Source organism: Geothrix sp. (assembly GCF_020622065.1).
Classification (GTDB): domain Bacteria; phylum Acidobacteriota; class Holophagae; order Holophagales; family Holophagaceae; genus Geothrix.
In genome coordinates this window covers 549,134-573,031 of the sequence record NZ_JAHRYQ010000002.1, presented here as the reverse complement: position 1 = coordinate 573,031, position 23,898 = coordinate 549,134, and the positions used below count along the sequence as shown (strand labels likewise).

At 68.0% G+C, this 23,898-nt stretch carries 23 protein-coding genes; 18 read left to right on the top strand and 5 right to left on the bottom strand.

The genetic code is table 11. The annotated features are described in order from the left end of the window. Positions 1–22: 22 nt before the first annotated feature. From QZ647_RS12060 to QZ647_RS12045, 4 genes are read left to right on the top strand one after another with little or no spacing between them, the layout of a single operon-like run. Positions 23–472, top strand: coding sequence for a carboxymuconolactone decarboxylase family protein (locus tag QZ647_RS12060; RefSeq protein ID WP_291272400.1), 450 nt, complete (start codon positions 23–25; stop codon positions 470–472). Beyond that, entirely contained in the window at positions 469–930 is a 462-nt protein-coding gene (locus tag QZ647_RS12055) for a GNAT family N-acetyltransferase (protein ID WP_291272399.1), read from the top strand. The genes QZ647_RS12060 and QZ647_RS12055 overlap by 4 nt, the downstream gene beginning before the upstream one ends. Next, positions 930–1,352, top strand: a complete 423-nt coding sequence (locus QZ647_RS12050) for a hypothetical protein (protein ID WP_291272398.1) — start codon at positions 930–932, stop codon at positions 1,350–1,352. Before QZ647_RS12055 ends, QZ647_RS12050 begins: the two co-directional genes overlap by 1 nt. A 6-nt stretch (positions 1,353–1,358) precedes the next feature. Further along, positions 1,359–2,252, top strand: a complete 894-nt coding sequence (locus QZ647_RS12045) for an EamA family transporter (RefSeq protein ID WP_291272397.1) — start codon at positions 1,359–1,361, stop codon at positions 2,250–2,252. Between the two features lie 27 nt (positions 2,253–2,279). On the opposite strand, the gene QZ647_RS12040 is transcribed toward QZ647_RS12045, so the two are convergent. Next, positions 2,280–4,334, bottom strand: a complete 2,055-nt coding sequence (locus QZ647_RS12040; RefSeq protein WP_291272396.1) for a M1 family aminopeptidase — start codon at positions 4,332–4,334, stop codon at positions 2,280–2,282. A gap of 168 nt (positions 4,335–4,502) precedes the next feature. Between QZ647_RS12040 and rlmN the strand changes: the two genes are divergently transcribed. The 3 genes from rlmN (at position 4,503) to QZ647_RS12025 (ending at position 6,993) form a co-directional block, all read left to right on the top strand. Further along, a complete protein-coding gene (gene rlmN, locus QZ647_RS12035; RefSeq protein ID WP_291272395.1) occupies positions 4,503–5,633 on the top strand; it encodes a 23S rRNA (adenine(2503)-C(2))-methyltransferase RlmN in 1,131 nt (376 codons plus the stop codon). Between the two features lie 82 nt (positions 5,634–5,715). Then, positions 5,716–6,171: a dUTP diphosphatase gene (gene dut, locus QZ647_RS12030; protein WP_291272394.1), complete on the top strand. Its 456-nt coding sequence runs from the start codon at positions 5,716–5,718 to the stop codon at positions 6,169–6,171. Between the two features lie 63 nt (positions 6,172–6,234). Further along, positions 6,235–6,993, top strand: a complete 759-nt coding sequence (locus QZ647_RS12025) for a dienelactone hydrolase family protein (RefSeq protein ID WP_291272393.1) — start codon at positions 6,235–6,237, stop codon at positions 6,991–6,993. A gap of 45 nt (positions 6,994–7,038) precedes the next feature. On the opposite strand, the gene QZ647_RS12020 is transcribed toward QZ647_RS12025, so the two are convergent. Next, on the bottom strand, positions 7,039–10,314 hold the full coding sequence (locus QZ647_RS12020; RefSeq protein WP_291272392.1) for a S41 family peptidase: 3,276 nt from the start codon (positions 10,312–10,314) through the stop codon (positions 7,039–7,041). A 141-nt stretch (positions 10,315–10,455) separates the two neighbouring features. Here QZ647_RS12020 and QZ647_RS12015 point away from each other — a divergent pair, with 141 nt between their 5' ends. The 7 genes from QZ647_RS12015 to QZ647_RS11985 all read left to right on the top strand — a co-directional run bounded on the left by QZ647_RS12015 (position 10,456) and on the right by QZ647_RS11985 (position 17,825). Continuing rightward, the gene (locus QZ647_RS12015; protein ID WP_291272391.1) at positions 10,456–11,298 is read left to right on the top strand and encodes an AraC family transcriptional regulator; all 843 of its coding nucleotides are present in this window, start codon (positions 10,456–10,458) and stop codon (positions 11,296–11,298) included. Positions 11,299–11,494: 196 nt separating this feature from the next. Next, the gene (locus QZ647_RS12010; protein WP_291272390.1) at positions 11,495–12,754 is read left to right on the top strand and encodes a porin; all 1,260 of its coding nucleotides are present in this window, start codon (positions 11,495–11,497) and stop codon (positions 12,752–12,754) included. Between the two features lie 87 nt (positions 12,755–12,841). After that, on the top strand, positions 12,842–13,027 hold the full coding sequence (locus QZ647_RS12005; RefSeq protein ID WP_291272389.1) for a twin-arginine translocase TatA/TatE family subunit: 186 nt from the start codon (positions 12,842–12,844) through the stop codon (positions 13,025–13,027). A gap of 75 nt (positions 13,028–13,102) precedes the next feature. Beyond that, positions 13,103–14,788, top strand: a complete 1,686-nt coding sequence (locus QZ647_RS12000; RefSeq protein WP_291272388.1) for an FAD-dependent oxidoreductase — start codon at positions 13,103–13,105, stop codon at positions 14,786–14,788. A gap of 118 nt (positions 14,789–14,906) precedes the next feature. Continuing rightward, positions 14,907–15,290: a cytochrome c3 family protein gene (locus tag QZ647_RS11995; protein WP_291272387.1), complete on the top strand. Its 384-nt coding sequence runs from the start codon at positions 14,907–14,909 to the stop codon at positions 15,288–15,290. 194 nt (positions 15,291–15,484) lie between these two features. Continuing rightward, complete coding sequence (gene tatC, locus QZ647_RS11990; RefSeq protein WP_291272386.1) at positions 15,485–16,255, top strand: twin-arginine translocase subunit TatC; 771 nt, start codon at positions 15,485–15,487, stop codon at positions 16,253–16,255. A gap of 31 nt (positions 16,256–16,286) precedes the next feature. After that, positions 16,287–17,825 carry a M28 family peptidase gene (locus QZ647_RS11985; RefSeq protein ID WP_291272385.1) on the top strand — a complete coding sequence of 513 codons (1,539 nt, stop codon included), beginning with the start codon at positions 16,287–16,289 and terminating at the stop codon, positions 17,823–17,825. Between the two features lie 9 nt (positions 17,826–17,834). Here the strand turns inward: QZ647_RS11985 and QZ647_RS11980 are convergent, their stop codons facing one another. Beyond that, complete coding sequence (locus QZ647_RS11980; RefSeq protein ID WP_291272384.1) at positions 17,835–18,716, bottom strand: hypothetical protein; 882 nt, start codon at positions 18,714–18,716, stop codon at positions 17,835–17,837. Between the two features lie 24 nt (positions 18,717–18,740). After that, on the bottom strand, positions 18,741–19,775 hold the full coding sequence (rsmH, locus tag QZ647_RS11975; RefSeq protein ID WP_291272383.1) for a 16S rRNA (cytosine(1402)-N(4))-methyltransferase RsmH: 1,035 nt from the start codon (positions 19,773–19,775) through the stop codon (positions 18,741–18,743). A 142-nt stretch (positions 19,776–19,917) separates the two neighbouring features. Here rsmH and QZ647_RS11970 point away from each other — a divergent pair, with 142 nt between their 5' ends. The 4 genes from QZ647_RS11970 (at position 19,918) to QZ647_RS11955 (ending at position 23,073) form a co-directional block, all read left to right on the top strand. Beyond that, positions 19,918–21,084 (top strand): Ig-like domain-containing protein, encoded by a 1,167-nt coding sequence (locus tag QZ647_RS11970; RefSeq protein WP_291272382.1) that lies wholly within the window; start codon positions 19,918–19,920, stop codon positions 21,082–21,084. A gap of 51 nt (positions 21,085–21,135) precedes the next feature. After that, a complete protein-coding gene (tsaA, locus tag QZ647_RS11965; protein ID WP_291272381.1) occupies positions 21,136–21,660 on the top strand; it encodes a tRNA (N6-threonylcarbamoyladenosine(37)-N6)-methyltransferase TrmO in 525 nt (174 codons plus the stop codon). A 65-nt stretch (positions 21,661–21,725) separates the two neighbouring features. After that, a complete protein-coding gene (locus QZ647_RS11960) occupies positions 21,726–22,298 on the top strand; it encodes a hypothetical protein (RefSeq protein WP_291272380.1) in 573 nt (190 codons plus the stop codon). Positions 22,299–22,308: 10 nt separating this feature from the next. Next, the gene (locus QZ647_RS11955; protein ID WP_291272379.1) at positions 22,309–23,073 is read left to right on the top strand and encodes a class I SAM-dependent methyltransferase; all 765 of its coding nucleotides are present in this window, start codon (positions 22,309–22,311) and stop codon (positions 23,071–23,073) included. A gap of 57 nt (positions 23,074–23,130) precedes the next feature. On the opposite strand, the gene QZ647_RS11950 is transcribed toward QZ647_RS11955, so the two are convergent. Beyond that, positions 23,131–23,886: a hemolysin III family protein gene (locus tag QZ647_RS11950; protein WP_291272378.1), complete on the bottom strand. Its 756-nt coding sequence runs from the start codon at positions 23,884–23,886 to the stop codon at positions 23,131–23,133. Positions 23,887–23,898 lie beyond the last annotated feature (12 nt).

Below are 23,898 nucleotides of genomic sequence, written 5' to 3'. Positions count from 1 at the left end.
CCACCCCGGCCCCGGAGGCTCCATGCGCACCTCGAAACCCCACCCCGAACTCGCCCCCAAGGGCTACCAGGGCCTGCTCCAGGTCGTCCGGCATGTCAGCGCCTCGGGGCTGGAGCACGGCCTGCTGCACCTCCTCGAAGTTCGGGCCTCCCAGATGAACGGCTGCGCCTTCTGCATGGACATGCACGCCACGGCGGCACTGGAGGGCGGCGAGTCCGAGCGCCGCCTGAACCTCCTGGCCGCCTGGCGCGAGGCGCCCGTGTTTTCCCCCCGTGAGCGTGCGGCCCTGGCCTGGACCGAGGCGCTGACGGACCTGGGCCGGCACGGGGCCGACGATGCCCTCTACGCGGCCACCCGCGAGCACTTCACCGAGCAGGAGATGGTGGACCTGACCTACGCCATCGCCCTCATCAACGCCTGGAACCGCCTGGGCGTGGGTCTTCAGCCCGACCTCCCCGGGGTGACCGCATGAGCGCCGTCCTCACCTACAGCCTGGATCGGCGGCCGGAGGTGGAGGCGATCCGGGCCCTGTACGCCGCCGCGCCCCTGCGCCGTCCCATCCACGATCCCGAGCGCATCCGCCGCATGTTCGAGGGCTCCAATGTCGTGATCTCCGCCTGGGACGGGGACCGTCTCGTGGGTCTGCTGCGCGGCTGGACGGATTTCGTCTACGACGGCTACATCTGTGACCTCGCGGTGCATCCCGCCCACCAGAAGGCGGGTGTGGGGCGCCGCCTGCTGGAGCTGGCCCGGGGGCTGGACGAAGGCATCCAATGGGTGCTCCAGGCCGCGCCCCTCGCCCGGGATTACTACGCCCATGCGGGCTGGGAGCAGATCGGGAACGGCTGGAAGATGGACCGCGCGGGCTGGACTCCCGGGCCCTACGACGCCTATCAGGCGGAGCACGCGGACCTGGCGGCGAAGGCATGATGGCGCCTTCGCGCCCACCCCTGGCCCGGTGGGCCCTGCGCTACACCCGCCTGGCCCTGGGCGCGGCCTTCCTCTCCGGCATCGCCTCCCGCTTCGGCCTCTGGGGCCCGGGCCGGGGTTACGGATCCTTCGCGAACTTCATGAAGTACACGGCTCAGGTGAACAGCTTCATGCCCGCCTCGACCATCCCCTTCCTCGCCTGGGCGGCCACGGCCGCCGAGCTGCTCCTGGGTCTGGCCCTGCTGCTGCCGCTCCGCGGCGGTGCCGCCCGGGCGGTGGCGCTGGGCAGCGCCGCGCTCCTGGCGGTCTTCGGGCTCGCCATGGCCCTGTCCTTCGGCCTGAAGGAACCGCTCGACTACTCGGTTTTCTCGGCCTCCTCGGCGGCCCTGCTCCTGGCCCTGCACCCTTCTCCGGATTCCTGAGGCCCCATGAACGACCTGTCCCTCTACCTGGCGTCCGTGCTGATCTGGGGGTCCACCTGGATCGCCATCACCTTCCAATACGGACGGGTGGCCCCTGAAGTCTCCGTGGTCTACCGCTTCGGCCTCGCCGCCCTCCTGCTGGCGGCCTGGTGCTTCCTGCGGGGGCTGAAGCTCCGATTCACACGGCGCGAGCACGGTTGGTTGGCCCTCCAGGGTGCCCTGATGTTCGGAATCAACTATGTCTGCGTGTACCTTGCCGAGCAGCGGATCCCTTCCGGCCTCATGGCGGTGATCTTCTCCCTGCTGGCCATCCTCAACCTCTTGGGCGCGCGGCTCTTCTTCGGAACGCCCTTGGCCGGGAAGGCCCTCGGGGGCGTGGCCCTCGGCGTGGCGGGCGTGGGAATCGTCTGCCTGCCCGGGGCGGGACCAACCTTCGGCGCGGCGTCCCTCCGCGCGGGGCTGGCCCTGGCCCTGGGCGGAACCGTCACCGCCAGCCTGAGCAACCTGGTTTCCCAGCGCAATCAACGGCACGGCATCCCGGTCATGCAGGGCAATGCGGTGAGCATGGCCTACGGCGCGGCCTTCGTGGCCCTCTACTGCGCACTCTCAGGCCGGACCTTCACCTTCGACTCATCTCTCCACTACCTGGGTTCCCTGGCCTTCCTGTCCGTGTTCGGGTCGATCCTGGCCTTCGGCGCCTACCTCACGCTCGTGGGCCGCATCGGGGCGGGACGGGCGGGCTATGCGATGGTGGCCATCCCCGTGGTGGCCCTGGCCCTCTCCACGGCCATGGAAGGCCTCCGGTGGCACTGGGGTCTGGCCCTGGGCGCGGGCCTCTGCCTGGCGGGCAATGCCCTGGTGTTGCCCAGGCCGCCACGACCCAAGGGGGCACCCGTCTGAACGCTGGGACTGTGACTTCCGACGGGGCTAATGGGGCGGCATCTGAAGACCCCAGTAGCAATCGCGGAACAGGGGGCCGAAATCCTTCCTGCCGGCCATGGTGGCGACCTGCTCGACGGAGGCGGTGGTCACGGTCTTCCAGCGGAAGTTGGCGATGATCGACTTCATGAAGATCGCGAAGGCCTTGTCGCCCATCTCCTTGTGCATGGCGGCGAGAATGAGCGCCCCCTTCTCGTAGAGGAGGGAGGTGCGGGCCATGAAGGAACCTCGGGGGTCATCGACCCAACGGAGCCGGTTGGCGAAGGGGATGGTGCCCGATCCCGCGTAGGCCGAGGCCTGGTTCCGCCAGCGGCTCAGCAGGCCTTCGTAGGCGCTCGTCCCCTGGTTCTTCATGCTGCGCATGGCCAAGGCCGAGGCATAGTTCGCGAAGGATTCGGTGATCCACTGTTCTTCGGAGGAGGGCATCTTCACGAGGTGGCCCCAATACTGGTGGGCGATCTCGTGGGCGAAGCGCTGGTTGATGCCCTTGGTGAAGAAGCTGCTGATGGTGTCCATCTTCGCGTCGAAGGCTTCGTTGGTGATGATCATCATCCCGGGAGGGGCTTGGCCGTAGCCCAGGGAATTGACCTGGATGATGTCGAACTCAGGGAAAGGGAAGGCCTCGAACAGATCTTCGTAGAAGCCGATGGTCTGCCGGGCGATGTCGATGAGCCGCTTCTGCATGCTGCCGCCCTTGTTGCCGTAGGTGGCCACGCGGATGGTGAGGCCATCCTTGGTGTCTTCGACGAGGCTGTAGGCCCCTGCGAACATGGAGAAGAACTGCACGGGCTTGTCGATGCGGACTTCGAGGAGGTTTCCTGTCTCGCTCTGGATGCGTCGCAGGGTCCGGCCTGGAGCGACCGGCACATCGTCCTTGGGCGTCTGGACGAGGGCATGCACCGTGTAGGCTTGCCCGTCCATCTCCGGTTGCGGGAACCAGGGTTCGACGCCGAGTTCCCAGTAGTTGTCGCCGCCGGGGCGGAGCAGGATCGGGCCACCGTATTCGAAGGTCAGGGCGAAGGGCTGTCCCGCCGGTTGGGGGTGGTCGAGCTGGACGAGAAGGGTGTTGTTCCGGTGATGGAAGGCGAGGCTCCGCCCCTCGGCATCGAGCACCCGGGAGACCTTGTAGAATCCCCGCTTGTAGGCCCGGTCCACGAGGTCGTAGAGATTCAGCGACAGGACGGCCAGGTCTTCATCCCCGGCGGCGAGGGTCTCGGTGACCTTCAGGTCCGCCCCCCCCTTTCCGGCCTTCATATCAATGTCGACGGCTGTAAGGTTGAGCAGCGGCGCCAGGGGCGCCTTCCAGGTCCAGCCAATGGGCTGCTCGGACAACGGGATCAGCCGCAGACCATCGTAAATGGCAGGCCGATAGGGATCCGCAATGGCCCAGAGCCACTCGCGCTGCGCACCCCCCTGATCCATGGCGTAGATGAAGGGGCTGTCCACGCCGGTGATTTCGGCCCGCACCAGGGCGACCTTCGGTGTATTGGCAAGGTGGACGGCGAAGTCCTGGCCGCGGTCGCCCAGCCCGTCCCGCTGGAAGTAGGCCCAATCGGCGGCGAATGAATCCCTGGGCACCTCCGCGGTGTTCCCTGCCGGGAAGGCGAAGTTCAGGCCGGCCTGCCAGAGGGTGAAGCTCCGGATCTCCTCCGTCAGCACCTGCTGTCCGTTCGCGTCGCTGAGAATGGCCTTGGAGGCGTGCTTCTCGAGGTTGTGCTTGTGGTTGGAGGCGAAAGCGCTGCGCTCCAGAGGTTCTTCGGAACGGTATCGGAAGGAGCCCTTTCCCTTGAAGTGGAAACCGAGGGTTCGGCCCTGGGACACCAGGGGCACCACGGTGCCGGAGGCCATGCTGAAGGTCATCCGGCCCACCGGAAGCTCCCAGTTCTTCACCGCGAGGCCTTCTCCGAGCGTGGGCTGGGCGGTGTAGAGCGCCACCCGTCGGCTCAGGTCCGGGGGGACCGGGGCGTCGGCGGCGTTCACGACCGTGGACAGGCCGGCCAGGCACAGGGACAGCGCGAGGCGCAAGACGGAAAGGATGCGCATGAATCACTCCGGATCGGGGTGGGCTGAAGGCGGGTGACTCAGCTTACCGGATTCCACCGCGCCGCGAGGCCGTGCTCCAGGAAGGGGACACCGGAGCCCGGGGTGGAATGCCGCTAGAATGAACGGGGGCCTCGGCCCCCTTTTTCGTAAGGACCGGTGTCATCCCCCATGACCGATCACCACGCCATGCCCTGGGATCGCCCCGCCCCCGAGCGGGAGGGACTGCCTTCGGCCTGGTCGCTCTTTCCAGAGGAGCTGGCGGCGCTCGGCTGCCCCGGCAGCGCCCTGGAGACCTTCCGGCGCCTGCACCGGCCCTGGACCTGGAAGGGCGGTGTTCCGGACCTGGGTTCGGGCATCCGCCGCTGGCTGGAGGGCGTGGCGGACCTGCGCCTGCCGCGCCTCGCCGAGCGTCAGCCTTCATCCGACGGATCGACCAAGCTGGCCCTGGAGCTGGCGGACGGCCGGCGCATCGAGGCCGTCCACATGCCGCGCCGGGTGCGGAACCCCCGCGTGACCTACTGCATCTCCAGCCAGGTGGGCTGCGCCATGGGGTGCACCTTCTGCGCCACGGGCAGCATGGGAATCCTGCGCAACTTACAGCCCGGCGAGATCCTGGGCCAGGTGCTGGCCTTGATGGCGGCCCTGGGGCCCGACCGGGGCCACGAGCTGACGCTGGTCTTCATGGGCATGGGCGAACCGCTCCACAACCTGGACCACCTGCACCGCGCCATCCGTCTCATGTGCCACCCGGCGGGCCTGGGGCTGGGGAAGAACCGCATCACCGTGAGCACCTCCGGCCTGGTGAGCGGCATCGAGAAACTCTCCAAGCTGGAACCCCGCCCCCTCCTGGCCCTCAGCCTCAACGCCACCACGGACGAGGCGAGAAGCCGCACCATGCCCGTGAACCGCGTGTGGAACCTGACCCGGCTGCGGCGCGCCCTGGATGACTGGGCCCCTCGGCGCGGCGAGAAGTTCTGCTTCGAGTATGTGCTGCTGGCCGGGGAGAACGACACCGAGGCCGACGCGGAGCGGTTGGCGGCCTGGCTGGGCGATCTGCGGAGCGGGCACAACCTGAACCTCATCCCCATGAACGAGCACGCCGCCAGCACCTTCCGCGAGCCGGGCGAGGACCGCGTGCAGCAGTTCTCGGAATGGCTGAAGGCCCGAGGCTGCTTCGTGACGGTCCGGCGCAGCCGCGGCCGCGATGTGCAGGGTGCCTGCGGACAGCTGGTGAAGGGCAGGGCGCTGGTCGCGGAGGACGCGGAATACCGCGGAGTGCACGGAAAAACCCACGGATGATCGGCCCGGATTCCGCGCCTTGGTACCTGCCGTGACCAGCGTTTCCTTTGCCTCGGATCCCCAAGGCATTGAATGATGGAGCATGCACATCCCGGTCCACCAGCTCCCCCACGGCCTCGGCCTCGACCTGCCTGCCGCCGCCACGGCCCATGCGGCGGGCATGGACCTGCGGGCGGCGACGCCCGCAGGTGAGACCTGGACGATCGCGCCGGGCCAGCGGCGGCTCGTGCCCACGGGGCTGGTGCTGGCCATCCCCAAGGGCTTCGAAGGGCAGGTGCGGCCCCGGTCGGGGCTGGCCCTGCGCCACGGCCTCACGGTGCTGAACGCCCCCGGCACCATCGACGCCGACTACCGCGGCGAAGTGCAGGTGCTGCTCGTCAACCACGGGGAGGCGGCCTTCGATCTGCGCCGGGGCGAGCGCATCGCGCAGCTCCTGGTGGCGCCCGTCGAGAGCTGGACCTGGGTCCCCGAGCCCAGCGTCGAGGCCCTGGGCGACACCGAGCGCGGTGGCGGCGGTTACGGCAGCACTGGGCGCTGAGGGGTTTTCCCTGGAATGCCGGTTGGAACAGCTATAGGATCGGTCTCCCACCCCGGAGGCCCCATGCGCGCAGCCGCCCTTGCCCTGTCCCTCACCGCCCTTCCCGCGTTCGCAGGCCAGCCGCTCACCTATGCGGATGGCGCCACGAAGCTGGCGGGGTATCTTTCGAAGCCGGCGGCCGCCAAGGGCAAGGTTCCCGGCGTGGTGGTGATCCACCAGTGGATGGGCCTCACGGACCATGAGCGGAAGGTCTCCGACGATCTGGCGAAGCTGGGCTTCGTGGCCCTGGCCGCGGACATCTACGGCGAGGGCGTGCGGCCCGCGGACACGGCCGCGGCCGGCAAGCTGGCGGGCCAGTACAAGGGCGACCGGGCCCTCTACCGCCGCCGCATCGCCGCGGCGCTCGAGACCCTGAAGGCCCAGAAGGGTGTGGATGCCAGCCGGCTGGCGGTCATCGGCTTCTGCTTTGGAGGCACGGGGGCCCTGGAGGCGGCGCGGGCCGGCCTACCCGTGAAGGGGGTGGTCTCCTTCCACGGGGGGCTGGATGTGCCCGCGGGCTTCGCGCCCGGACCCGTCACGGCCAAGGTGCTGGTCTGTCACGGGGCCGACGATCCCTTCGTGCCCGCCAAGGAGGTGGCGGCCTTCCAGGAGGAGATGCGCGCCTCGAAGGCGGACTATGTGTTCGTGGCCTACGCCGGGGCCGTCCATGCCTTTACCCAGAAGGAGGCGGGCAGCGACAACAGCAAGGGTGCCGCCTACAACGAGGCCGCCCACCGTCGCAGCTGGCAGCACATGAAGGACTTCTTCAAGGAGATCTTCTAGGGGTACAGAGCTGCGCCCCGCGGTGGCGGGGCGCAGCCGGGACCTTCAGTTGGCGCGGTTGGGGTAGGCGGGCTTGCGAGTGGCCGGGGGCTGCTTCTTGAGGGCGGCCTCCACTTCCTGGATGGCCCGATCCAGCTGGGGATCCTTGCCCTGGGCCAGAAGCGCAGGATCGTCCATCACCTCAATGTCGGGGTCGACGCCGTAGCCTTCGACGACCCACTGGCCCTCCTTGGAGTAGATCCCGAAGGTGGGCACGGTCACATTGCCGCCGTCGATGAGGGCGGGGGTGCCGCTGATGCCGATGAGCCCGCCCCAGGTGCGGCGACCGATGAGGGGACCGAGGCCGGCCTTCTTGAAGTAGTGGGGGAAGAGGTCGCCGCCGGAGCCGCTCCAGCCGTTGATGAGCATGGCCATGGATCCGTCGTGGGCCACCGCGGGCCACTGCCAGTCCTTGCCGTCGCGCACGCCCCAGTAGTTGATGGTCCTGCGCCCCAGCATCTCGATGAAGCGGTCGGGGATCTGCCCGCCGCTGTTGAAGCGCTCGTCGATGATCAGGCCGGCCTTGTCCCACTGGCCGCGGAACTGGCGGACCAGGTCCGTCTGGCCGCCGATGCCCGTGTCGGGCACATAGACATAGCCGATGCGGCCGTTGGAGGTCTTCTCGACGAACTTCCGTTTCGCTTCGACCCAGGCGGCGTAGCGGAGGGCATAGTCGCTGGCGAGGGTGTCCACGAGCACTTCGTGGGCGCCCTCCAGGGTGGGCTTCTCATTGACGGTGAGGAGCACGGTCTTGCCGGCCAGGCCCTGGAACGCGGCCCAGGGATCCTTGCGGACATCGAGGGGGATGCGGTTCACGGCCAGGAGGTAGTCGCCCTCCTTCACCTTGAGGCCGGGCTGGGCCAGGGGGGCGCGGGCCTGGGCATCCCACTCTGCGCCCCGGAGGATCGTCTTGATGCGGAAGGCGCCGTTCTCCAGCGCGAAGTCCGCGCCGAGCAGGCCCACACCCAGGCGGGCGGGCATCTCCTGATCGCCGCCGCCGCGGTAGGCGTGGGAGGCGTTCAGCTCGCCGATCAGCTCGCCGATGACGAAGTTCACATCCTCGCGGGTCACGCAGTCCTTGAGCAGCTTGCCGTAGCGGGTCCGCATGGCCTTCCAGTCCACGCCGTGCATGCCGGGGTCATAGAACATGTCGCGCTCGAGCCGCCAGGCGTCGTTGTAGATCTGCTGCCACTCCGACTGGGGATCGACCGTCATCCTGAGCTCGGCGGTGGGAAGCTTCTTCTCGAACTTCTGATCGGGCTTGAGGTCCAGCAGGGCGTATTCCTGCTTGCGGTTCACGAGCACCTTCTTGCCGTCGCCACTGAGGACGGCGCCGTCCACATCGGCCAGGACGGCCTTCTCCTCGCGCTCCTCCAGGTCGTAGGTGTAGAGGGTGGTCTTGGTCTCGCCCATGGGGTTCATCTGCGCGGCGCGCCGATAGACCAGCTTGCCCTTCACCGCAGCGACATCCGCGTAGTAGCCGGCCGGGGGCGGCAGCAGCACCATGCGGCTTTCCATTCCCTCGAGGTCGATCTCGACGGGCTTGGGAGCGTCCTTCTTGTCCGCATCCTTCTTGTCCCCGCCTGATTTATCGGCACCGCCCTCCTTCTTGTCATCCTTCTTCTCATCCTTGGCAGCGTCGGCATCATTGCGGGCGGCCAGGGGGGAGGGGACATCCCGGCGCAGCGGGATGGCGGCGAGCCGGGTGGTGGCGGCATAGACCCAGGTGTTGTCGAGATCGCTGTAGGTGGGGCTGAACTGCTGGCCCGAGGTGAGGAAGAGGTAGTTGCCCTCCGGGTCGAAGGCGGCGTCTCCGGCGTTGAAGAAGGGCGAGGTCACCTCGTGGCGCTTGCCCGTCTTGGTGTCGTAGAGCGCCACCACGCTGTTGCGGTTCCCGGTGTCGCGGGGATAGGCGAACCAGCGGCTGTCGGGGGACCAGGTGGCGCGGAAGTCGTCCAGGGGGCCCTCGAACATGAAGAGGCCCTTGTCCACCTGCTGCACCTTGCCTGTGTCGAGGTCGCAGAGGTTGATGCGCATGGCCTGATCGGCGAACACCACGCGTTTGCCGTCGGGAGACCAGGTGATGCGGTAGCGGAAGCCGGGGCCCATGTGGGTGACCTGCCGCTCGGCGCCGGATCCGTCCGCGGGACGCACGCACAGCTCGTATTCGCCGCTGCGGTCACTGAAGTAGGCCACCTGCTTGCCGTCGGGCGACAGGGCAGGGTGGCGCTCCGCCGCGCCGGGGGTGCGGGTGAGGTTGATGACATAGCCCTTTTCCGCGGGCACGGAGAAGATCTCACCCCGGGCCTCGAAGACTGCGCGCTTGCCCTGGGGGGAGAGGGCGGGGTTCTTGATGAGACGGCTGGCGTTCTCCTCCCGGGGCTTCAGGGTGGCGCCATCGGTCACCACTTCGACCTTCACTTCCACGAGCTTTTCGGAGGGCAGCTCGATGCGGTGGAGGCGGCCCCCGGCCTCGAGCACGATGTCGGAGGGGCCGATGGCCGGGAAGTGGGCGTCATAATCCTTGAAGAAGGTGATCTGCTTGAAGGCCTTGCCGGCGAGATCGTAGGACCAGATATTCGCGCGCTTCGTGCCGTCGCGGTCCGAGAGGAAGTAGAGCTTCCCCCCATGCCACATGGGCTGGGAGTCATTGGAGCCGCCGGCGCTGGGCAGGCGGCTGGCGGTCTTCTTCTCCAGGTCGTAGAACCAGATCTCCGAGGCCATGCCGCCGCGGTAGCGCTTCCAGGTGCGGAAGTCGGTGGAGACGGGCTGGTAGGCGAGCACCTTGCCATCCGGGGACAGGGCGCCGAACTCGGCGTAGGGCAGGGGCAGGGCCTGGGGCAGGCCACCGTCCTTGGCGACGGTGAAGAGCTTGTTGAAGCGGTCCTTGCCGGACTCCATGCCCGAGGCGAAGAGCAGGGACTTGCCGTCGGGGGTCCAGTCCACCATGCGATCGGCCATGGGGTGATGGGTGATGCGAGCGGGGATGCCACCCGCCACCGGAAGGGTGTAGAGATCGGGGTTGCCATCGTAGAACCCGGTGAAAGCCAGCGTCTTCCCGTCCGGGGAGAAGCGGGCGAAGGACTCCTCGCCCTTGGGGGTGGACAGCCGCTGGGCCACGCCACCGGTCTTGGGCACCAGCCAGAGGTCGTTGGCGTAGGTGAAGACGATCTGGGTGGCCGAGACATCGGGATAGCGCATCAGCCGGGCGTCGACCTGCGCGCTGGCGCTGACGGAGGCGGCCACGACGATGGCGGTGGAGAAGAAGGGGAGAAGACGCATGCGACGCTCCGGGCTCGTGAGGGGTCCAGGCAGCTTACGCGGGAAGGATCCGGATCGTTGAGTCAGGTCATGTGCTTGTAAGTGACAACACTTTCGTCAAAAATGATCTAGACGGCATCTATGTTCTTCGAAAGCACCTCCATGGACACGCTCTTTACCGTCTGGCCCCTTGATGAACGCAGCAACCTGAACTGGCGCCTGGGGGAACCGGTGCCCCACTGCCATGCCTTCCACCAGGTCTTCTTCATCACGGAGGGGACCGGCACCCACTGGGTGGACGGTGAGGAGACCCGGATCCACGGCCCATGGGTGATGCTGGTGCCCAAGGGGAAGAAGCACCTCTACCTGCCGGATGCTCAGGATGAGGGGTGGATGTTCGATTTCGACGAGGAGTTCCTGGACGAGGACGCCTCGTGGCTGTTCTCGGATTTTCTCGCCTCGCCGAACCTTCCGCTACCCAAGGACGAACTGTTCCAGCAGGCCTCGACCCTGGCCCGGCTCCTGTGGGATCTCGGCAAGCTCAGAAACGACGAGTCGCGCCCGGTGCTGCGCCACCTGCTCTCGGCCTTCCTTCACCTGCTCCAGGGGCGGATCCGCGAACAGGCTGCCCACAAGCAGGCCCACCGAAGTTCCGACTTCAAGCTCTTCCAGGCTTTCCTGAGGCAGCTGGACGAAAGCTTCGCCGCGGAGAAGGAGGTGGAGTTCTACGCGAGGAAGCTGCGCTGCACCGCGCGCCGCCTGAGTTCAGCCTGCAGGCTCATTCTCGGCAAGACTCCGCAGATTCTCATCCTTGAACGCTCCATGCTGGAGGCGAAGCGGCTGCTGCTCCACTCCGACCTGAGCATCCAGCAGATCGCCGCCGAACTGGGTTGCGAGGACCAGTCGAACTTCACGAAGGCCTTCCGGAAGGTCTCGGGGGAAACCCCTTCCCAGTTCCGGAAGTCGCGGATCCTGATCCAGCCTGCGCCGGGAGCGAGAAACTGAATCACGCGATGGTGCCGTCAGGGCATCTCGGGTTCCTCGGGTACGGGATTTACCAATAATTGGTCGCCGGGTACCAGGAGGAAAAGGCGTTCCGGAGCTAATCTCTGGCCATGCCGTGGGCATTGAGAACCCATGGGTAGTTATTAACTCAAAATCATATAAATGTTGCTTTTAAGCAACCGGACGGAGGTCTGTCGTGACATCGAGAACCCTTCTTTTCACCCTGGTCGGAGCGTGCGCGCTGCCGCTGGGTTTGGCGGCGCAGGCGAGTGATGTGCAGATCTACGGCACCTTCCTGCCGTTTCTGGATCATGTGAAGACCAGCGGGGCGACCGCGCCGGGCCTGTCCCCGGCCAACGGCGGCGCCACCCAGGTGGCGGCCTCGGCCTACACCGGCGACCTGGGCAACCTGCCGGGTCGGAATCGCATGACCTCGGGCACCTCGAATCTGGGCTTCAAGGGCAGCTACAAGGTGAACGAGGACCTGAAGATCATCTGGCAGATCGAGAGCGCCGTCAGCCCCGACGGGGATGCGCCCAACAGCCTCACCAGCCGCAACAGTGCTCTGGGCCTCGAGGGCAGCTGGGGCCGGGTGTTCTACGGGAACTGGGACACGCCCTACAAATATCCCCTGCTGTTCGTGGGCGCGCTGCGGGGCCTGAACCCCTTTGACAACGCGCTGACGGCCAATCCTGGCTTCAATGTGCCCGGGACCACCACCCAGAACGGTCGGGCGAATACTGCGGCAGACGCCGCCTTCAACCGCCGCCAGGGGAACAGCATCCAGTACTGGAGCCCCGTGGTGAACGGTTTCTCGGGCCGGATCGCCTACTCGGTGAACGAGGGCAAGACCACGGCCACGGCAACGGCGCCTTCGGCCAGTCCGGATCTGTGGTCGGCGCTGCTGAGCTACAAGGCCGGGGCCTTCAACATCAGCTATGGATTCGAGCAGCACAACGACTACTTCGGCCTGGCGCAGCTGGGCGGATCGGCCGGAGCGACGGCCACGAATACCGGCTCCAAGGATGTGGGCCATGAGCTGGTGGCGAGCTACGCCTTCAGCACAGGCACGCGGGTGTCGGCCATCGTGGAGCGGCTGAGCTACGACACGGACGACACCGTGGTGGGGAAGGTGAATCACTATGAGCGTGACGCCTGGTACCTGCTGCTGCAGCAGCGCTGGGGTGCCCATCAGGTGTTCGGTGCCTACGGCAAGGCCAACGCGGGCAGCGCCAAGCTGGTGGGCGGCGGTCCGACGACGACGAACGGGCTGGGCGGTTCCCAGTGGAGCGCGGGGTACACCTACAGCCTGACGAAGACGGCGGATCTCTACACCTCCGTCTACGGGATGACCAACGAGCGATCCGCCACCTACGCGCTGTTCCCGCCCGTGGGCAGGGTCGCCCCCGGCGCCTCCACCACAGGCTTCGGCCTGGGCATCCTCTACACCTTCTGACGGGACGCCGGGCGCGGGGGACTCCCCCGGTGAGGGCACCCGCGCCCCGGCTCCACGACCAGACACACCCCCTTTTTGGAGCACGCCATGGGCAATCTAGGCATGACTGAAATTCTTCTGATCGGCGTCGCGCTGCTGGTCTTCTTCGGCCCATCGCGGCTGCCCGAACTGGGCAAGTCGCTGGGCAAGAGCATTCAGGAATTCAAGAAGGCCGGCCGCGAGATCACGGACTCGGCCAAGGAATCCGTCGCCCCCGAGGCGAAGGTCAAGTAGCCAGGCCGCGGGGCGGGGAAACCAGCCTGCCCGGCGTGCTGTGACATGAACCCGTCCACTCAGGAGGAATGAGGCATGAGCCAGGAACATTTCCAGGAAGACAAGGAAACAGATCAGTACACGAAGCAGGTGATCGAAAACGGCCTCTCGCGCCGGAGCTTCCTGTCGCGGGCGGCGGGAGGCGCCGCCGCCGCGGGCCTATTCGGGCTTTCCAGCCTGCCGGCCGTGGCCGCGGGCACCACGAAAACCAAGGACCTGGAGGTCGCGACGAGCTCGGATGGCGGGGCGACGCTCTCCTTCCTGCCGAAACCGAAGCCCATCCGCGACCGCGAGATCGCGGAGACCCTGACCTTCGATGTCGTCGTGGTCGGTGCGGGCGCCTCGGGCGTTCCGGCGGCCCTCTCGGCGGCTGAGAACGGCGCCAAGGTCGCGGTGATCCAGAAGGCGCCCTTCGCCCTCTCCCAGGGGAACACGGGATCCGGCGTTGATCTGGCCACGAGCGAGAAGGCCGGTGTCGAGGCGCTGGTCGCCAGGCTCATCGCCGACAGCAACCACCGCTGCAATCCCAAGCTCATCCGGCAGTGGGCCTACCACTCGGGCGAGGCCGTTCGGTGGGTCATCGACCGCGCCAGGCAGGGGGGGTCCCCCGTCGTGGATCAGGGAAGCCCCGCCCAGCGGGCCATCCTCAAGGTCAACGGCTACAGCATGGGCTATGTCACCTCTTTCTTCGGGCCGAAACCCTACACCACGGGCGACGGCATGCGCCACCTGGCCAAGACCGCCGAGAAAGCCGGTGTCCGGTTCTTCTACCTCATGCCTGCCGTCCAGCTGGTGCAGAACAAGGCCGGCGAAGTCATGGGCGTGATCGCCAAGGGCTCCAACGGCAAATACACGAAATTCCTGGCCAAGAAGGGCGTGATCCTGGCCACGGGCGACTACCAGAACAACAAGGCCATGTCCGACTACTTCGTGCCCGATGTGAAGCACCTGGGGCGCAAGCAACTTGACAAGACCGGCGACGGCTTCGCCCTGGCCTACTGGGCCGGCGGGGTCATTGAGCCCATCGGCCACACCAAGATGCTGCACGACTTTGACGCGGGTCCGGCCTCCATGTGCGACATGCCGTTCCTGGCCGTGGACCGCAAGGGCCGGCGGTTCGTGAACGAGACCGTCGAGATGTCCCTGCTGAACAACTACCTTCGCGACGCGGAGAATGCCGGGCACTACTCCCAGATCTTCGACTCGAACTACATGACCCAGGCCGCGACCTGGCCGGGCAAGCTGGTCCCGCCCGAGGGCCTGAAGAACTACATGCCCGACGATCCGAGTCCCAAGAAGGGCGTATTCGAGTCACAGGTCAACACGCATGTGGCCGACACGATCGAGGAACTCGCCCGGAAGATCGAGGCGGATCCGGCGATTCTGGCGGCCACCGTCAAGCGCTACAACGAGGTGGTCGCCTCGGGCAAGGACAGCGATTTCGGCAAGCCTGCCGACCGCCTGATCCCGGTCGTCAAGGCCCCGTTCTACGGGATCCACCGCCGCGTCCGTGTCTCGGCCATCTGCTCGGGCATGCTGGTGGACGAAAACCACCAGGCCCTGAACGCCGAGGGCAAGCCCATCAAGGGGCTCTTCCTGATCGGCAACCTCGGTGGCGGGTTCTACGGCGGGGTGGACTATCCGCTCACCGTCTTCGGCCTCTCGCTGGGACGCTGCTACACCTTCGGGTACCTCACCGGAAGGCATGTCGCAAAGCTGTAGGCCAAGCTCCGGATGTCCCCAGGGGGCCCGCTCCCCGGGGACATCCATCCGACGATCCATTTCAAGCTGGGGAATCGCCCCGACCGCTTCCCCAGAAGCCGCCACGATGGGAGAAGACATGAAACGCACGACTGTTCCAAAGCCCGCCGCCGCACTCCTCGTTCTGCTCTTGACCGCCCTGTCCGGAGGCGGCCTGGCCGCCGCCGGGACCGCCGCGAAGGGCCAGGCTACACGCACCTCCAAGCATGCCGGCCAGGGAATCACCTGCGCCCAGTGCCACGGCAAGGCCCCCAAGAAGTCGGTGGTTGCGATGCAGCAGTGCCTCGGTTGCCATGGCGACACGAAGGCACTCGCCGCTCGGACCGCCCAGGTCAAGCCGACGAATCCTCACGAAAACCGGCACTTCGGTACCGAGGCCGATTGCAACCGCTGCCACCACGAGCACATGACCTCGGAAAACCTCTGCCTCCCCTGCCACAAGTTCAATTTCAAAGTGCCTTGATCCAGGGCTCGGGCGAGGGTGGGGCATGCACCCCATCCTCGCCCGGCGACCCAGGTGGCCATCGCCTTCCGTGACCCGGCCCTGAAGGGACGCTGATCCGGCCGATCTTCCTCCGCGGATGGACCCTCCCGCCCCAGCCTGAACCGCCACCGCCCGGCCTCCCTCGGGGTTGGGCGCTTTTCTGATCGGACACCATGCCCACGCCGGCCGCGCCGCCCGACAAGATGAGCTTCTGGGAGCACCTGCAGGAGCTGCGGGTGCGCATCGTGCGCTCGCTCCTCATCGTGGCCGTGTGTTTCGCGGCGACCTACGCCTTCCGATTCAAGCTCTGGACCTGGGCCCAGAAGCCCTTCCTCGACGCCATGGCCCGCCAGACCGGCAAGGCCGCCGCCGAGCTCCAGCCCTTCGCCTTCACGGATCTCACCGAGCCCTTCTTCAGCATGATGCGGCTCTCCCTCTGGGCCGCCGCCTTCCTCGCCGCGCCGCTCCTCTTCTACCAGCTCTGGGCCTTCATCCGGCCCGGCCTGCTGCCCAAGGAGCGCCGCCTCGTCATCCCCTTCGTGGTGGTCACCTCGGGCTGCTTCCTGGCCGGGTCGGCCTTCGCCTACTTCCAGGCCTTCAAGTTCCTGGGCGACATCCTCTTCCAGGAGGCCGCCGCCGCGGGACTGCGCGCCAACCTCCATGTCTCGGACTACCTCGACCTCTTCATCTCCACCACGCTCATCACCGGCGTGATGTTCGAGCTGCCCGTCCTGTTCTTCTTCCTGGCGAAATTCCGCATCGTGACCGCCCGCCTGATGCTGAAGTACTGGCGCCACGCCACCATGGCCATCCTGATCTTCAGCGCCTTCTTCACCCCCGGCGATGTCGTCGTCACCACCATCTTCTTCAGCGTGGTCCTCCTCGGCCTCTACTTCATCTCCGTCGCCGTCGCCTGGGCCGCTGAACCCCGCCGGCCCAAATAGGCCGCACAATGGTCGGATCTCCGGAGGCCCCGTGCGATCCCTGTTCTGTGCCGTTCTCGCCTGCCTTGCCCTGGCGGCCCAGGGGCCGGGGGTGGACGAGGCCGCCCTCCGGGCCCACCTCGCCTTCCTGGCGGATGATGTGCTGGAGGGCCGGGGCACAGGACAACGGGGCGGGGACCTGGCCGTGCGTTACCTGGAGACCCAGCTGCAGGTGCTGGGCCTTCAGCCCGCAGATGGCCTCAGCTACCGGCAGGCGGTGCGCCTCTCGGGCCTCCGGCTGGATGTTGCCGCCAGCAGCCTGGGCTTCGAGGGGGCCAAGGGCGCCCTGACTCCGGCCCTGGGCACCGATCTGGTGATGGGCGCAGCCGCGGCGGAGGACGCCCTGGCCGTGGATGCGCCGCTGGTGTTCGTGGGCCACGGCATCGCGGCCGATGGCAGCCGGGACGACTACAAGGGCCTGGATGTGCGGGGCCGCATCCTCGTCATGCTCGTAGGCGACCGGCACGCGGGGCCGCCCATGCCCCTCTGCTGCGAACCAGAGAATTTCTACGGGCGGTGGACCTACAAGTTCGAGGAAGCCCGCCGCCGGGGGGCGGCAGGCGCCCTGCTGGTGCACACGGCCGCCTCCGCCGGCTACGGCTGGCCCGTGGTGCGGAACGGCTGGACCCAGGAGCGCTTCCAGCGGGCGGGTTCGGGGCAATCCGGCGCGATGCAGGGTTGGATCACGGAGGCCACCGCGATCCGGCTCTTCGCGCTGGCAGGCCAGGATTTCCGGGCGCTGGCGGCCGGAGCCGACGCCCCGGCCTTCCGCCCGGTGCCGCTGGAGGTGCGGGCCAAGGGGCGCCTCCGCTCGGCGGTCCGTTCACTGGTGCAGTGGAATGTGGCGGGCCTTCTCCCCGGTACCGATCCCGACCTGCGGAAGGAGCTGGTGATCTATTCGGCCCACTGGGATCACTTCGGCAAGGGCGTGGACGGCGCCATCTACGCTGGGGCCGTGGACAACGGCACGGGGTGCGCCGCGGTACTCGCCCTGGCGAAGGCCCTGGTCCACCAGCCCCTGAAGCGAAGCGTGATGTTCTTCTTCCCCTGCGGGGAGGAGCAGGGCCTGCTGGGGTCTTCCGCCTATGTGGCGGCGCCCCTCTGGCCGCTGGCGAAGACGGCGCTGGTCATCAACCTGGAGAGCCTCAATGTGGTGGGGCCCACGCGGGACATCGGCCTGCTGGGATCGAAGGAGGCCGGCCTCCGCAGCCTCTGCGCCCAGGCCGCCGCGACGACGGGACTGATCATCACGCCCGCCAAGGCCGATCCGGCGGGGCTCTGCTTCCGCTCCGACCACTTCCCCTTCATGCAGGCGGGGGTACCGGCCCTGTCGCCGGGCTTCTCGCTGGATGGCGGCTGGGACTACCTGGGCGACAAGGCGGCGGCCCAGGCCCGGGCGGCGGATTTCATGAACCACTACCACCGGCCCACCGATCGCTACGATCCCGCCTGGAACCTGGAGGGCCTGATGCAGCAGGTGCGCTTCGCGCTGGAGCTGGGACGCTTGGCGGGGACGGCGTCGCGGAATTAAAAACAGACCCTAGCGCCCGGTGACCACCGCGTCGCTCGCGTCGGCTCCGGCCTTCACCTTGCCGTAGTCCAGCTGGCTGCCCCGCAGGCTGTGGGGGATGAGATACACCACGGCCATGGCGAGGGTCGCGGCCAGCACGGCCGCGCGGGGCCAGACCTCGCTCCGACGGGGTCGCAACCCGGCGACGAGGGCGGCCGCCGCCCAGGCGAGCCACATGAGCAGGGTCTTGTTGTCGGTCAGGTCGTAGCCCCAGGGAAAGCCCGTCCAGTAGGCCCCGAAGGCGGCCTTCTGCACGAAGGGCCCGAGGATGAGGCCTCCGAGCGTGAGGCAGGCCAGCGTGATCCAGAGCAGCCGGCGGGGGGCCTCGGGTCCGAACAGCGCGCCGAGCCCGGCCCGCAGGCCCACCAGCACGGCGACGAACATCATGGAGAGGTGGGCGAGGAGCAGGGGCGCCGGGACGGGGCCTTTGTAGCGCAGCACGATGGGATCGGTGGCCGGGATGCGCTGGATCGCCCCAGGCTCGCCGACCTCCACGCTGTATTCCAGCTTGCCCGCAGCCAGTTGCTTCGGCAGGTAGCCCGCGAGCTCGGCGCGGCCGTCCTTCTCCTCCCGAACCATCGCCTGCCGGGTCCAGGCCTCCTGCACGGGGAACCGCCGCCACACCAGGGTGGCGGGCACGCCGGGATCGGGCAGGGCCACGCGGGCCTCGCGCACGGTTTCTTCGCTGCGGATGAACCTGTAGGCGACGGCCTTCCCGCCGACGGTCACGGTGCCTCGCAGGGGATGCGTCGGCCCCGTGCGCCGCTGGTAGATCACCGTGGCGGCCATGAGCAGCACGGCGAGGAGCCACAGCAGGGCTGCGCGGGATCGGAGGGACGGGGCGGGGGACATATGCGACCACCCTATCGCAAGCGACTACATTCCTGGAAGCCTCGCCCAGCGCAGCTTGGCGCTGGTGGACCGGGGATTGGCGCGCCGTTCCTCCGGGGAAGCCCGGAGGGGCTCCGGGGCGATCTCAGCGTAGATCCCCTCCCGGAACCCCTGCAGGAAGGCCTTCTTCACCCGCCGGTCCTCGCCGGAGTGGAAGGTGAGGATGGCCACCCGGCCCCCGGGGTTCATGCAGCCGGGCAGCAGGGACAGGAACTGGTCCAGCACCGTGAACTCGTCGTTCACGGCGATGCGCAGGGCCTGGAAGGTCCGCTGGAGGGCCTTCTTGGTGTCCGCTTCTTCCAGGCGCTCCGGGCGCAGGGCCTCGCGCACCCGTTCCGCCAGGTCGCGGGTGGTGCGGATGTTCTGGCCATGGATGGCCCGGGCGATGGTTTCTGCATGGGGTTCATCTGCGTTCTCCACCAGCAGGTCGGCCAGGGTCTGCTCGTCCAGGGTGGCCAGCAGGTCGGCGGCGGACTTGCCGCGCTGGGGGTTGAGCCGCAGGTCCAGCGGGCCTTCCACCTTCCAGGTGAACCCCCGGGCGGGGTTGTCGATCTGCATGGAGGACACGCCGAGGTCCGCCAGTACCAGATCGAAACCACCGGCTTCGGCCTTCAGGCGCGGCAGCCCGGCGAAGTTCATGCGACGCGTCGTGAACGCTTCCTCCCCGAAGCCCAACTCCCGCAGTCGGGCTTCGGTGCGCGGCAGTTCCAGGGGATCCACATCCACGCCGAAGAGGTGGCCCCCCGGCAGCAGCAGCGGCAGGATCTCCCGCGCATGCCCCCCATAGCCCAGGGTGGCATCCAGGGCCACCTCGCCGGGCCTCGGCTCCAGCGCCGCCAGGATCTCCGCGACCATGATCGAGCGATGCGTCCCGGCCGGCGTGTGGCCCCGGGCCTTCACCTTCTCCAGCTCGCCCGCATGCTGATCCGGCGCCAGTTCCTTGTATTTCTCCTCGAAGCGCCGCGGGTGGGTGCCCTTGTAGCGGGGCCGGCGCGGGCGCGGAAGGTCGTCAGGGCTCATGGACGCATGGTAGCCGTGCGCGGCGTCCCGGGCCAAAACGCGATCAAGGCCGGCCGACATCAGGCCGGCCCAAAAAAAACGCCACCATCGGCCAAGTGCTATATATTTTACCTAAGCATCATCAAAAAAAGACAGGTGGACCATGACCCTCAAGTGGACTTCCATCCTTCCCCTGGTCGCAGGGCTCCTGCTGCAGTCTTGCGGGGGCGGTGGAGGTGGCGGGTCCACCTCCGGAGGGGCGGGCGCCACGCCCGGCGACACCACCAGGCCTGTGGTCGTCTCCACCAACCCCTCCAACTTCGGGACGGGGGTTCCGGTCAACGCGGTCATCACCGCCACCTTCAGCGAAGCGCTGGATGCCTCCACGCCAGCCTCGGCCTTCACCCTCGCCCAGGGCTCGGCGCCTGTCGCCGGGACGGTCGCCTTCACCGGCGGCAACGCCACCTTCACGCCCTCCGCCAGGCTCGGCAACAGCCTGACCTACACGGCCACGCTGTCGACCAGCGTCCGGGATCTCGCCGGGAACGCCCTGGCCAGCCCCTTCAGCTGGAGCTTCATCACCAGCGACTGCAACGCCATCACCCTGGCCAAGCAGCTCAACCTGGGGGCCGTGGTCGGCGGGGTCGGATTCAAGGCCCTGGCCACGGATGGGACCTCCATCTACCTGTGGACCCAGGCGGACTTCACCGCCACCGTCGGCACCGTCTTCAAGATCGATCCCGTCAGCGGCCAGATCCTCAGCACCACGAATGTCCCGCTGGTGCCCATGTCGCCCACCAGCACCCCCAACGGCATCCAGTTCGTGGCCGACATCACCTGGCACAGCGGCGCGCTCTGGGCCACCGGCACCTACATCGGCCCGGGTGGGACCTTCCCCCAGGCGGTCTTCCGCATCAACCTGGCCACGGGCCTGGCCGAAAATCCGATCCCGGTCTCCGCCGGCCTCACCGGCGAAGTGACCATCCTGCAGGGCCTGGCCAGTGATGGCACGAACCTCTATGTCGCCATGGATCGCGAGCAGCAGACGACCGTGCCGCCCCACCTCATCGTCAAGTTCAATCCGGCCACCAGCTCGAAGATCCCCCTGTCTCCGGCCCTGGTCACCACGACCGGCCAGGCCACGCGCCTGGATTACGGCGGCGGGGCCCTGTGGGTCTTCAACAATCCGAACTTCCAGAAGAACGATCCCGGGTCCGGGGCGATCCTGGCCTCCTACTGCAAGACCGACGGAGGGGCCAACATCCTCTACCTGAACGGCTCCATCTGGTCCATCAAGGACACCGTCCTGATGGCCTACACGCTGCCCTGATCCGGCCGCGCAGGCCTCGTCCACCTGCGCGGGCGGGGCTACTCTGCAGGGATGGATGTCCCCGCCTTCACCTACCGTCCCCTCGGGTTCGTGCGCTCGCCCTACGCGAAGCGCATCGATGCCCCGCATCAGCCCACGGTCGTGGCGGGCACGGAAACGGGTGCTCCCGCGGAGGCCACGCTGGAGCTGGACCCGGCGCTGCCCGAGACCGTGCTGCGCGATCTGGAGGGCTTCGAGCGCATCTGGCTCATCTTCGCCTTTCATCTGAGCGAGGGCTGGGCACCGCTGGTGCAGCCCCCCCGGGGGCCGAAGGCGAAGCGCGGCGTGCTGGCCACGCGATCGCCCCACCGGCCCAACCCCATCGGCCTCTCCTGCGTGGAGCTCGTGGGCATCGAAGGACGCACCCTCCGCCTGCGGGGCGTGGACCTGCTGGACGGCACGCCGGTGCTGGACCTGAAGCCCTATGTGCCCTACGCCGACGCCTTCCCCGGGGCCCGTGCCGGCTGGATCGATGCGGTGGATGAGGCCACGGGCCAGCACTCGGCGCCGGGTCCGAAGCGGCCGCGGCGCGCTTGACGGGGTGGGGGTGCCAGTCCACCCTACGGAAGCTTCCACGCGCCATCACCCCATAGGAGCCTTCCATGGTCCCGGTTTCGGTCTCGCTCACGCAGCTCTGGCTGCCGATCCTCCTCGCCGCCGTCTTCGTCTTCGTGGCCAGCAGCCTCGTCCACATGGTGTTGAAGTGGCACAACTCGGACTACCGCGCCCTGGAAAACGAGGACGAGGTCCGCGCCGCGATTCGCAAGAGCTCGCCGGCTCCCGGCCAGTATGTGATTCCCCACTGCCCCGGCATGAAGGACATGGAGAAGCCGGAGATCCAGCAGAAGTACCAGGAGGGCCCGGTGGGCTTCCTGGTCCTGAGTCCCAACGGCCTGCCGGCCATGGGCAAGGCCCTCGGCCTCTGGTTCGTCTATGCCCTCGCCGTGGCCTTCATGGCCGCCTATGTGGCCTCCCGCACGCTGGCGCCGGGCACCCACTACCTGCAGGTGTTCCGCGTCGTGGGGGCCGTCTCCTTCCTCACCTACGCCGGCGGCAGCGTGCAGATGGGCATCTGGATGGGCAAGCCCTGGCGCAGCGTGGTGAAGGATCTGGTCGATGGCCTGATCTACGGCCTGGTGAGCGCCGGGGCCTTCGGCTGGCTCTGGCCGCGCTGAGTCCGGGCCCATGGACTCCGGTTCCCGCGATGCCTATGGGCACCTCTCGTACCGCGGCCTCATCGCCTGGCCCGAGCGCCTGAAGCGCGAGGAGCCGCTCTTCCGGCGGGTGCTGGAAGCGGCGCCCTCGCGGCGGGTGCTGGATCTGGGCTGCGGGACCGGCGAGCACGCCCGCTTCCTGGCTTCCCTCGGGTTCGAGCCCACGGGCGTGGACGCCTCCCCCTCCCAGGTGGAAGCCGCGCGGTTGGCCGATCCCGAGGGCCGCTATGTGCAGGGCAGCCTCACGGCGCTGTCGGGCCTGGTGGAACCCGGCTTCGGCGCCGCGCTCTGCGTGGGCAACACCCTGCCGCACCTCACGGACGCCGACGATCTGCGCCGCTGCTTCTCCGGCCTCGCCAGCCGCCTCCTCCCGGGCGGCCGCTTCCTCCTCCAGATCCTGAACTACGACCGCATCCTGGATCGCGGCGAGCGCACCTTTCCCGTGATGGTGCGGCCCGGCGAGGCGGGTGCCGAGACGGTCTTCCTGCGCCTGATGACGCCCCGGCCCGACGGGCGGATCACCTTCACCCCCGCGACCCTGCGCTGGCGGCCGGGCACGGAATCGCCCCTGGAGCTGGTGTCCGCCGAGGAGATCCAGCTGCGCGGCTGGCGCCGCGCCGAAGTGGAGGCCCTGCTGCGCGAGTCGGGATTCGAGGTGCGGGAAGTCCTGGGCACCATGACGGGAGAGCCCTGGAGCCCGGCCTCGCCGGACCTGGTGCTGCTGGCCCACCTTTGACCCGGGCCTGACTCGGCCCCGGCCCAGGCCCAGCTCAGGCCCCGGCTCAGGCCCGGCTCAGGCCTTGGGGATCACATGGAACATCACCCCGAAGACATGGCAGGCGCTGCCGGCCACGACGAAGAGGTGCCAGAGGGCGTGATGGAAGGGCAGCTTCTCCATGCTGTAGATGGCGGCGCCGGCGCTGTAGAAGAAGCCCCCGCCGAAGAGCCAGTAGAGGCCGTGGGTGGGCAGGGCCCGCGCCAGGGGCGCGGCGGCGATGACGATGAGCCAGCCCATCAACAGGTAGATGACCGTGGAGATCCAGCCCATGCGCTTCACGAACGCGGAGTTGAGGTCCGGGCTTCCGGGCAGGGCATGCAGGTGGTCCACCGGCGGAGGGAGGAAGGCCACGCGGGCGAGCCGGCGGTAGAAGATGCTCTTGAAGGTGATGCCGAGCACGGCCAGCCCCCAGATCAGGCCGAACAGGGTCCAGCCCCAGGCCCCACGGAGCACCGAGAGGCAGAAGGGCGTGTAGGTCCCGGCGATGAGGGTGAAGATGGCCGAGTGGTCGAAGACCTTGAAGACCAGCTTCACTTTGGGGCCCCGGAAGGCGTGATACAGCGTGGACATGAGGTAGAGCAGGATCAGCGTGGATCCGAAGATCGACACGCCCACCACATCCCTGGCCGTGCCCCGGATCGCGGCGAAGACCACCATCACCACCAGCGCCGCGATGGACAGGGCCACGCCAAGTCCGTGCGTGAGGCTGTTGGCCAGCTCCTCTCCGGGTGTCTGGGGGGTCGATCCGTGGATGGAAGCCATGCGGGACATGGCTCCAAGGAT

Bases quoted from the DNA above. Each gene is read 5' to 3' on its own strand.
- QZ647_RS12005 (WP_291272389.1), top strand. From the start codon at position 12,842: ATGGGCAATCTAGGCATGACTGAAATTCTTCTGATCGGCGTCGCGCTG.
- QZ647_RS11970 (WP_291272382.1), top strand. From the start codon at position 19,918: ATGACCCTCAAGTGGACTTCCATCCTTCCCCTGGTCGCAGGGCTCCTG.
- QZ647_RS12060 (WP_291272400.1), top strand. From the start codon at position 23: ATGCGCACCTCGAAACCCCACCCCGAACTCGCCCCCAAGGGCTACCAG.
- QZ647_RS11950 (WP_291272378.1), bottom strand. From the start codon at position 23,886: ATGTCCCGCATGGCTTCCATCCACGGATCGACCCCCCAGACACCCGGA.
- QZ647_RS12040 (WP_291272396.1), bottom strand. From the start codon at position 4,334: ATGCGCATCCTTTCCGTCTTGCGCCTCGCGCTGTCCCTGTGCCTGGCC.
- QZ647_RS11960 (WP_291272380.1), top strand. From the start codon at position 21,726: ATGGTCCCGGTTTCGGTCTCGCTCACGCAGCTCTGGCTGCCGATCCTC.
- QZ647_RS12050 (WP_291272398.1), top strand. From the start codon at position 930: ATGGCGCCTTCGCGCCCACCCCTGGCCCGGTGGGCCCTGCGCTACACC.
- QZ647_RS12025 (WP_291272393.1), top strand. From the start codon at position 6,235: ATGCGCGCAGCCGCCCTTGCCCTGTCCCTCACCGCCCTTCCCGCGTTC.
- tsaA (WP_291272381.1), top strand. From the start codon at position 21,136: ATGGATGTCCCCGCCTTCACCTACCGTCCCCTCGGGTTCGTGCGCTCG.
- rsmH (WP_291272383.1), bottom strand. From the start codon at position 19,775: ATGAGCCCTGACGACCTTCCGCGCCCGCGCCGGCCCCGCTACAAGGGC.
- rlmN (WP_291272395.1), top strand. From the start codon at position 4,503: ATGACCGATCACCACGCCATGCCCTGGGATCGCCCCGCCCCCGAGCGG.
- QZ647_RS11995 (WP_291272387.1), top strand. From the start codon at position 14,907: ATGAAACGCACGACTGTTCCAAAGCCCGCCGCCGCACTCCTCGTTCTG.
- QZ647_RS12045 (WP_291272397.1), top strand. From the start codon at position 1,359: ATGAACGACCTGTCCCTCTACCTGGCGTCCGTGCTGATCTGGGGGTCC.
- tatC (WP_291272386.1), top strand. From the start codon at position 15,485: ATGCCCACGCCGGCCGCGCCGCCCGACAAGATGAGCTTCTGGGAGCAC.
- QZ647_RS11980 (WP_291272384.1), bottom strand. From the start codon at position 18,716: ATGTCCCCCGCCCCGTCCCTCCGATCCCGCGCAGCCCTGCTGTGGCTC.
- QZ647_RS12015 (WP_291272391.1), top strand. From the start codon at position 10,456: ATGGACACGCTCTTTACCGTCTGGCCCCTTGATGAACGCAGCAACCTG.
- QZ647_RS12020 (WP_291272392.1), bottom strand. From the start codon at position 10,314: ATGCGTCTTCTCCCCTTCTTCTCCACCGCCATCGTCGTGGCCGCCTCC.
- QZ647_RS12055 (WP_291272399.1), top strand. From the start codon at position 469: ATGAGCGCCGTCCTCACCTACAGCCTGGATCGGCGGCCGGAGGTGGAG.
- QZ647_RS11955 (WP_291272379.1), top strand. From the start codon at position 22,309: ATGGACTCCGGTTCCCGCGATGCCTATGGGCACCTCTCGTACCGCGGC.
- dut (WP_291272394.1), top strand. From the start codon at position 5,716: ATGCACATCCCGGTCCACCAGCTCCCCCACGGCCTCGGCCTCGACCTG.
- QZ647_RS12000 (WP_291272388.1), top strand. From the start codon at position 13,103: ATGAGCCAGGAACATTTCCAGGAAGACAAGGAAACAGATCAGTACACG.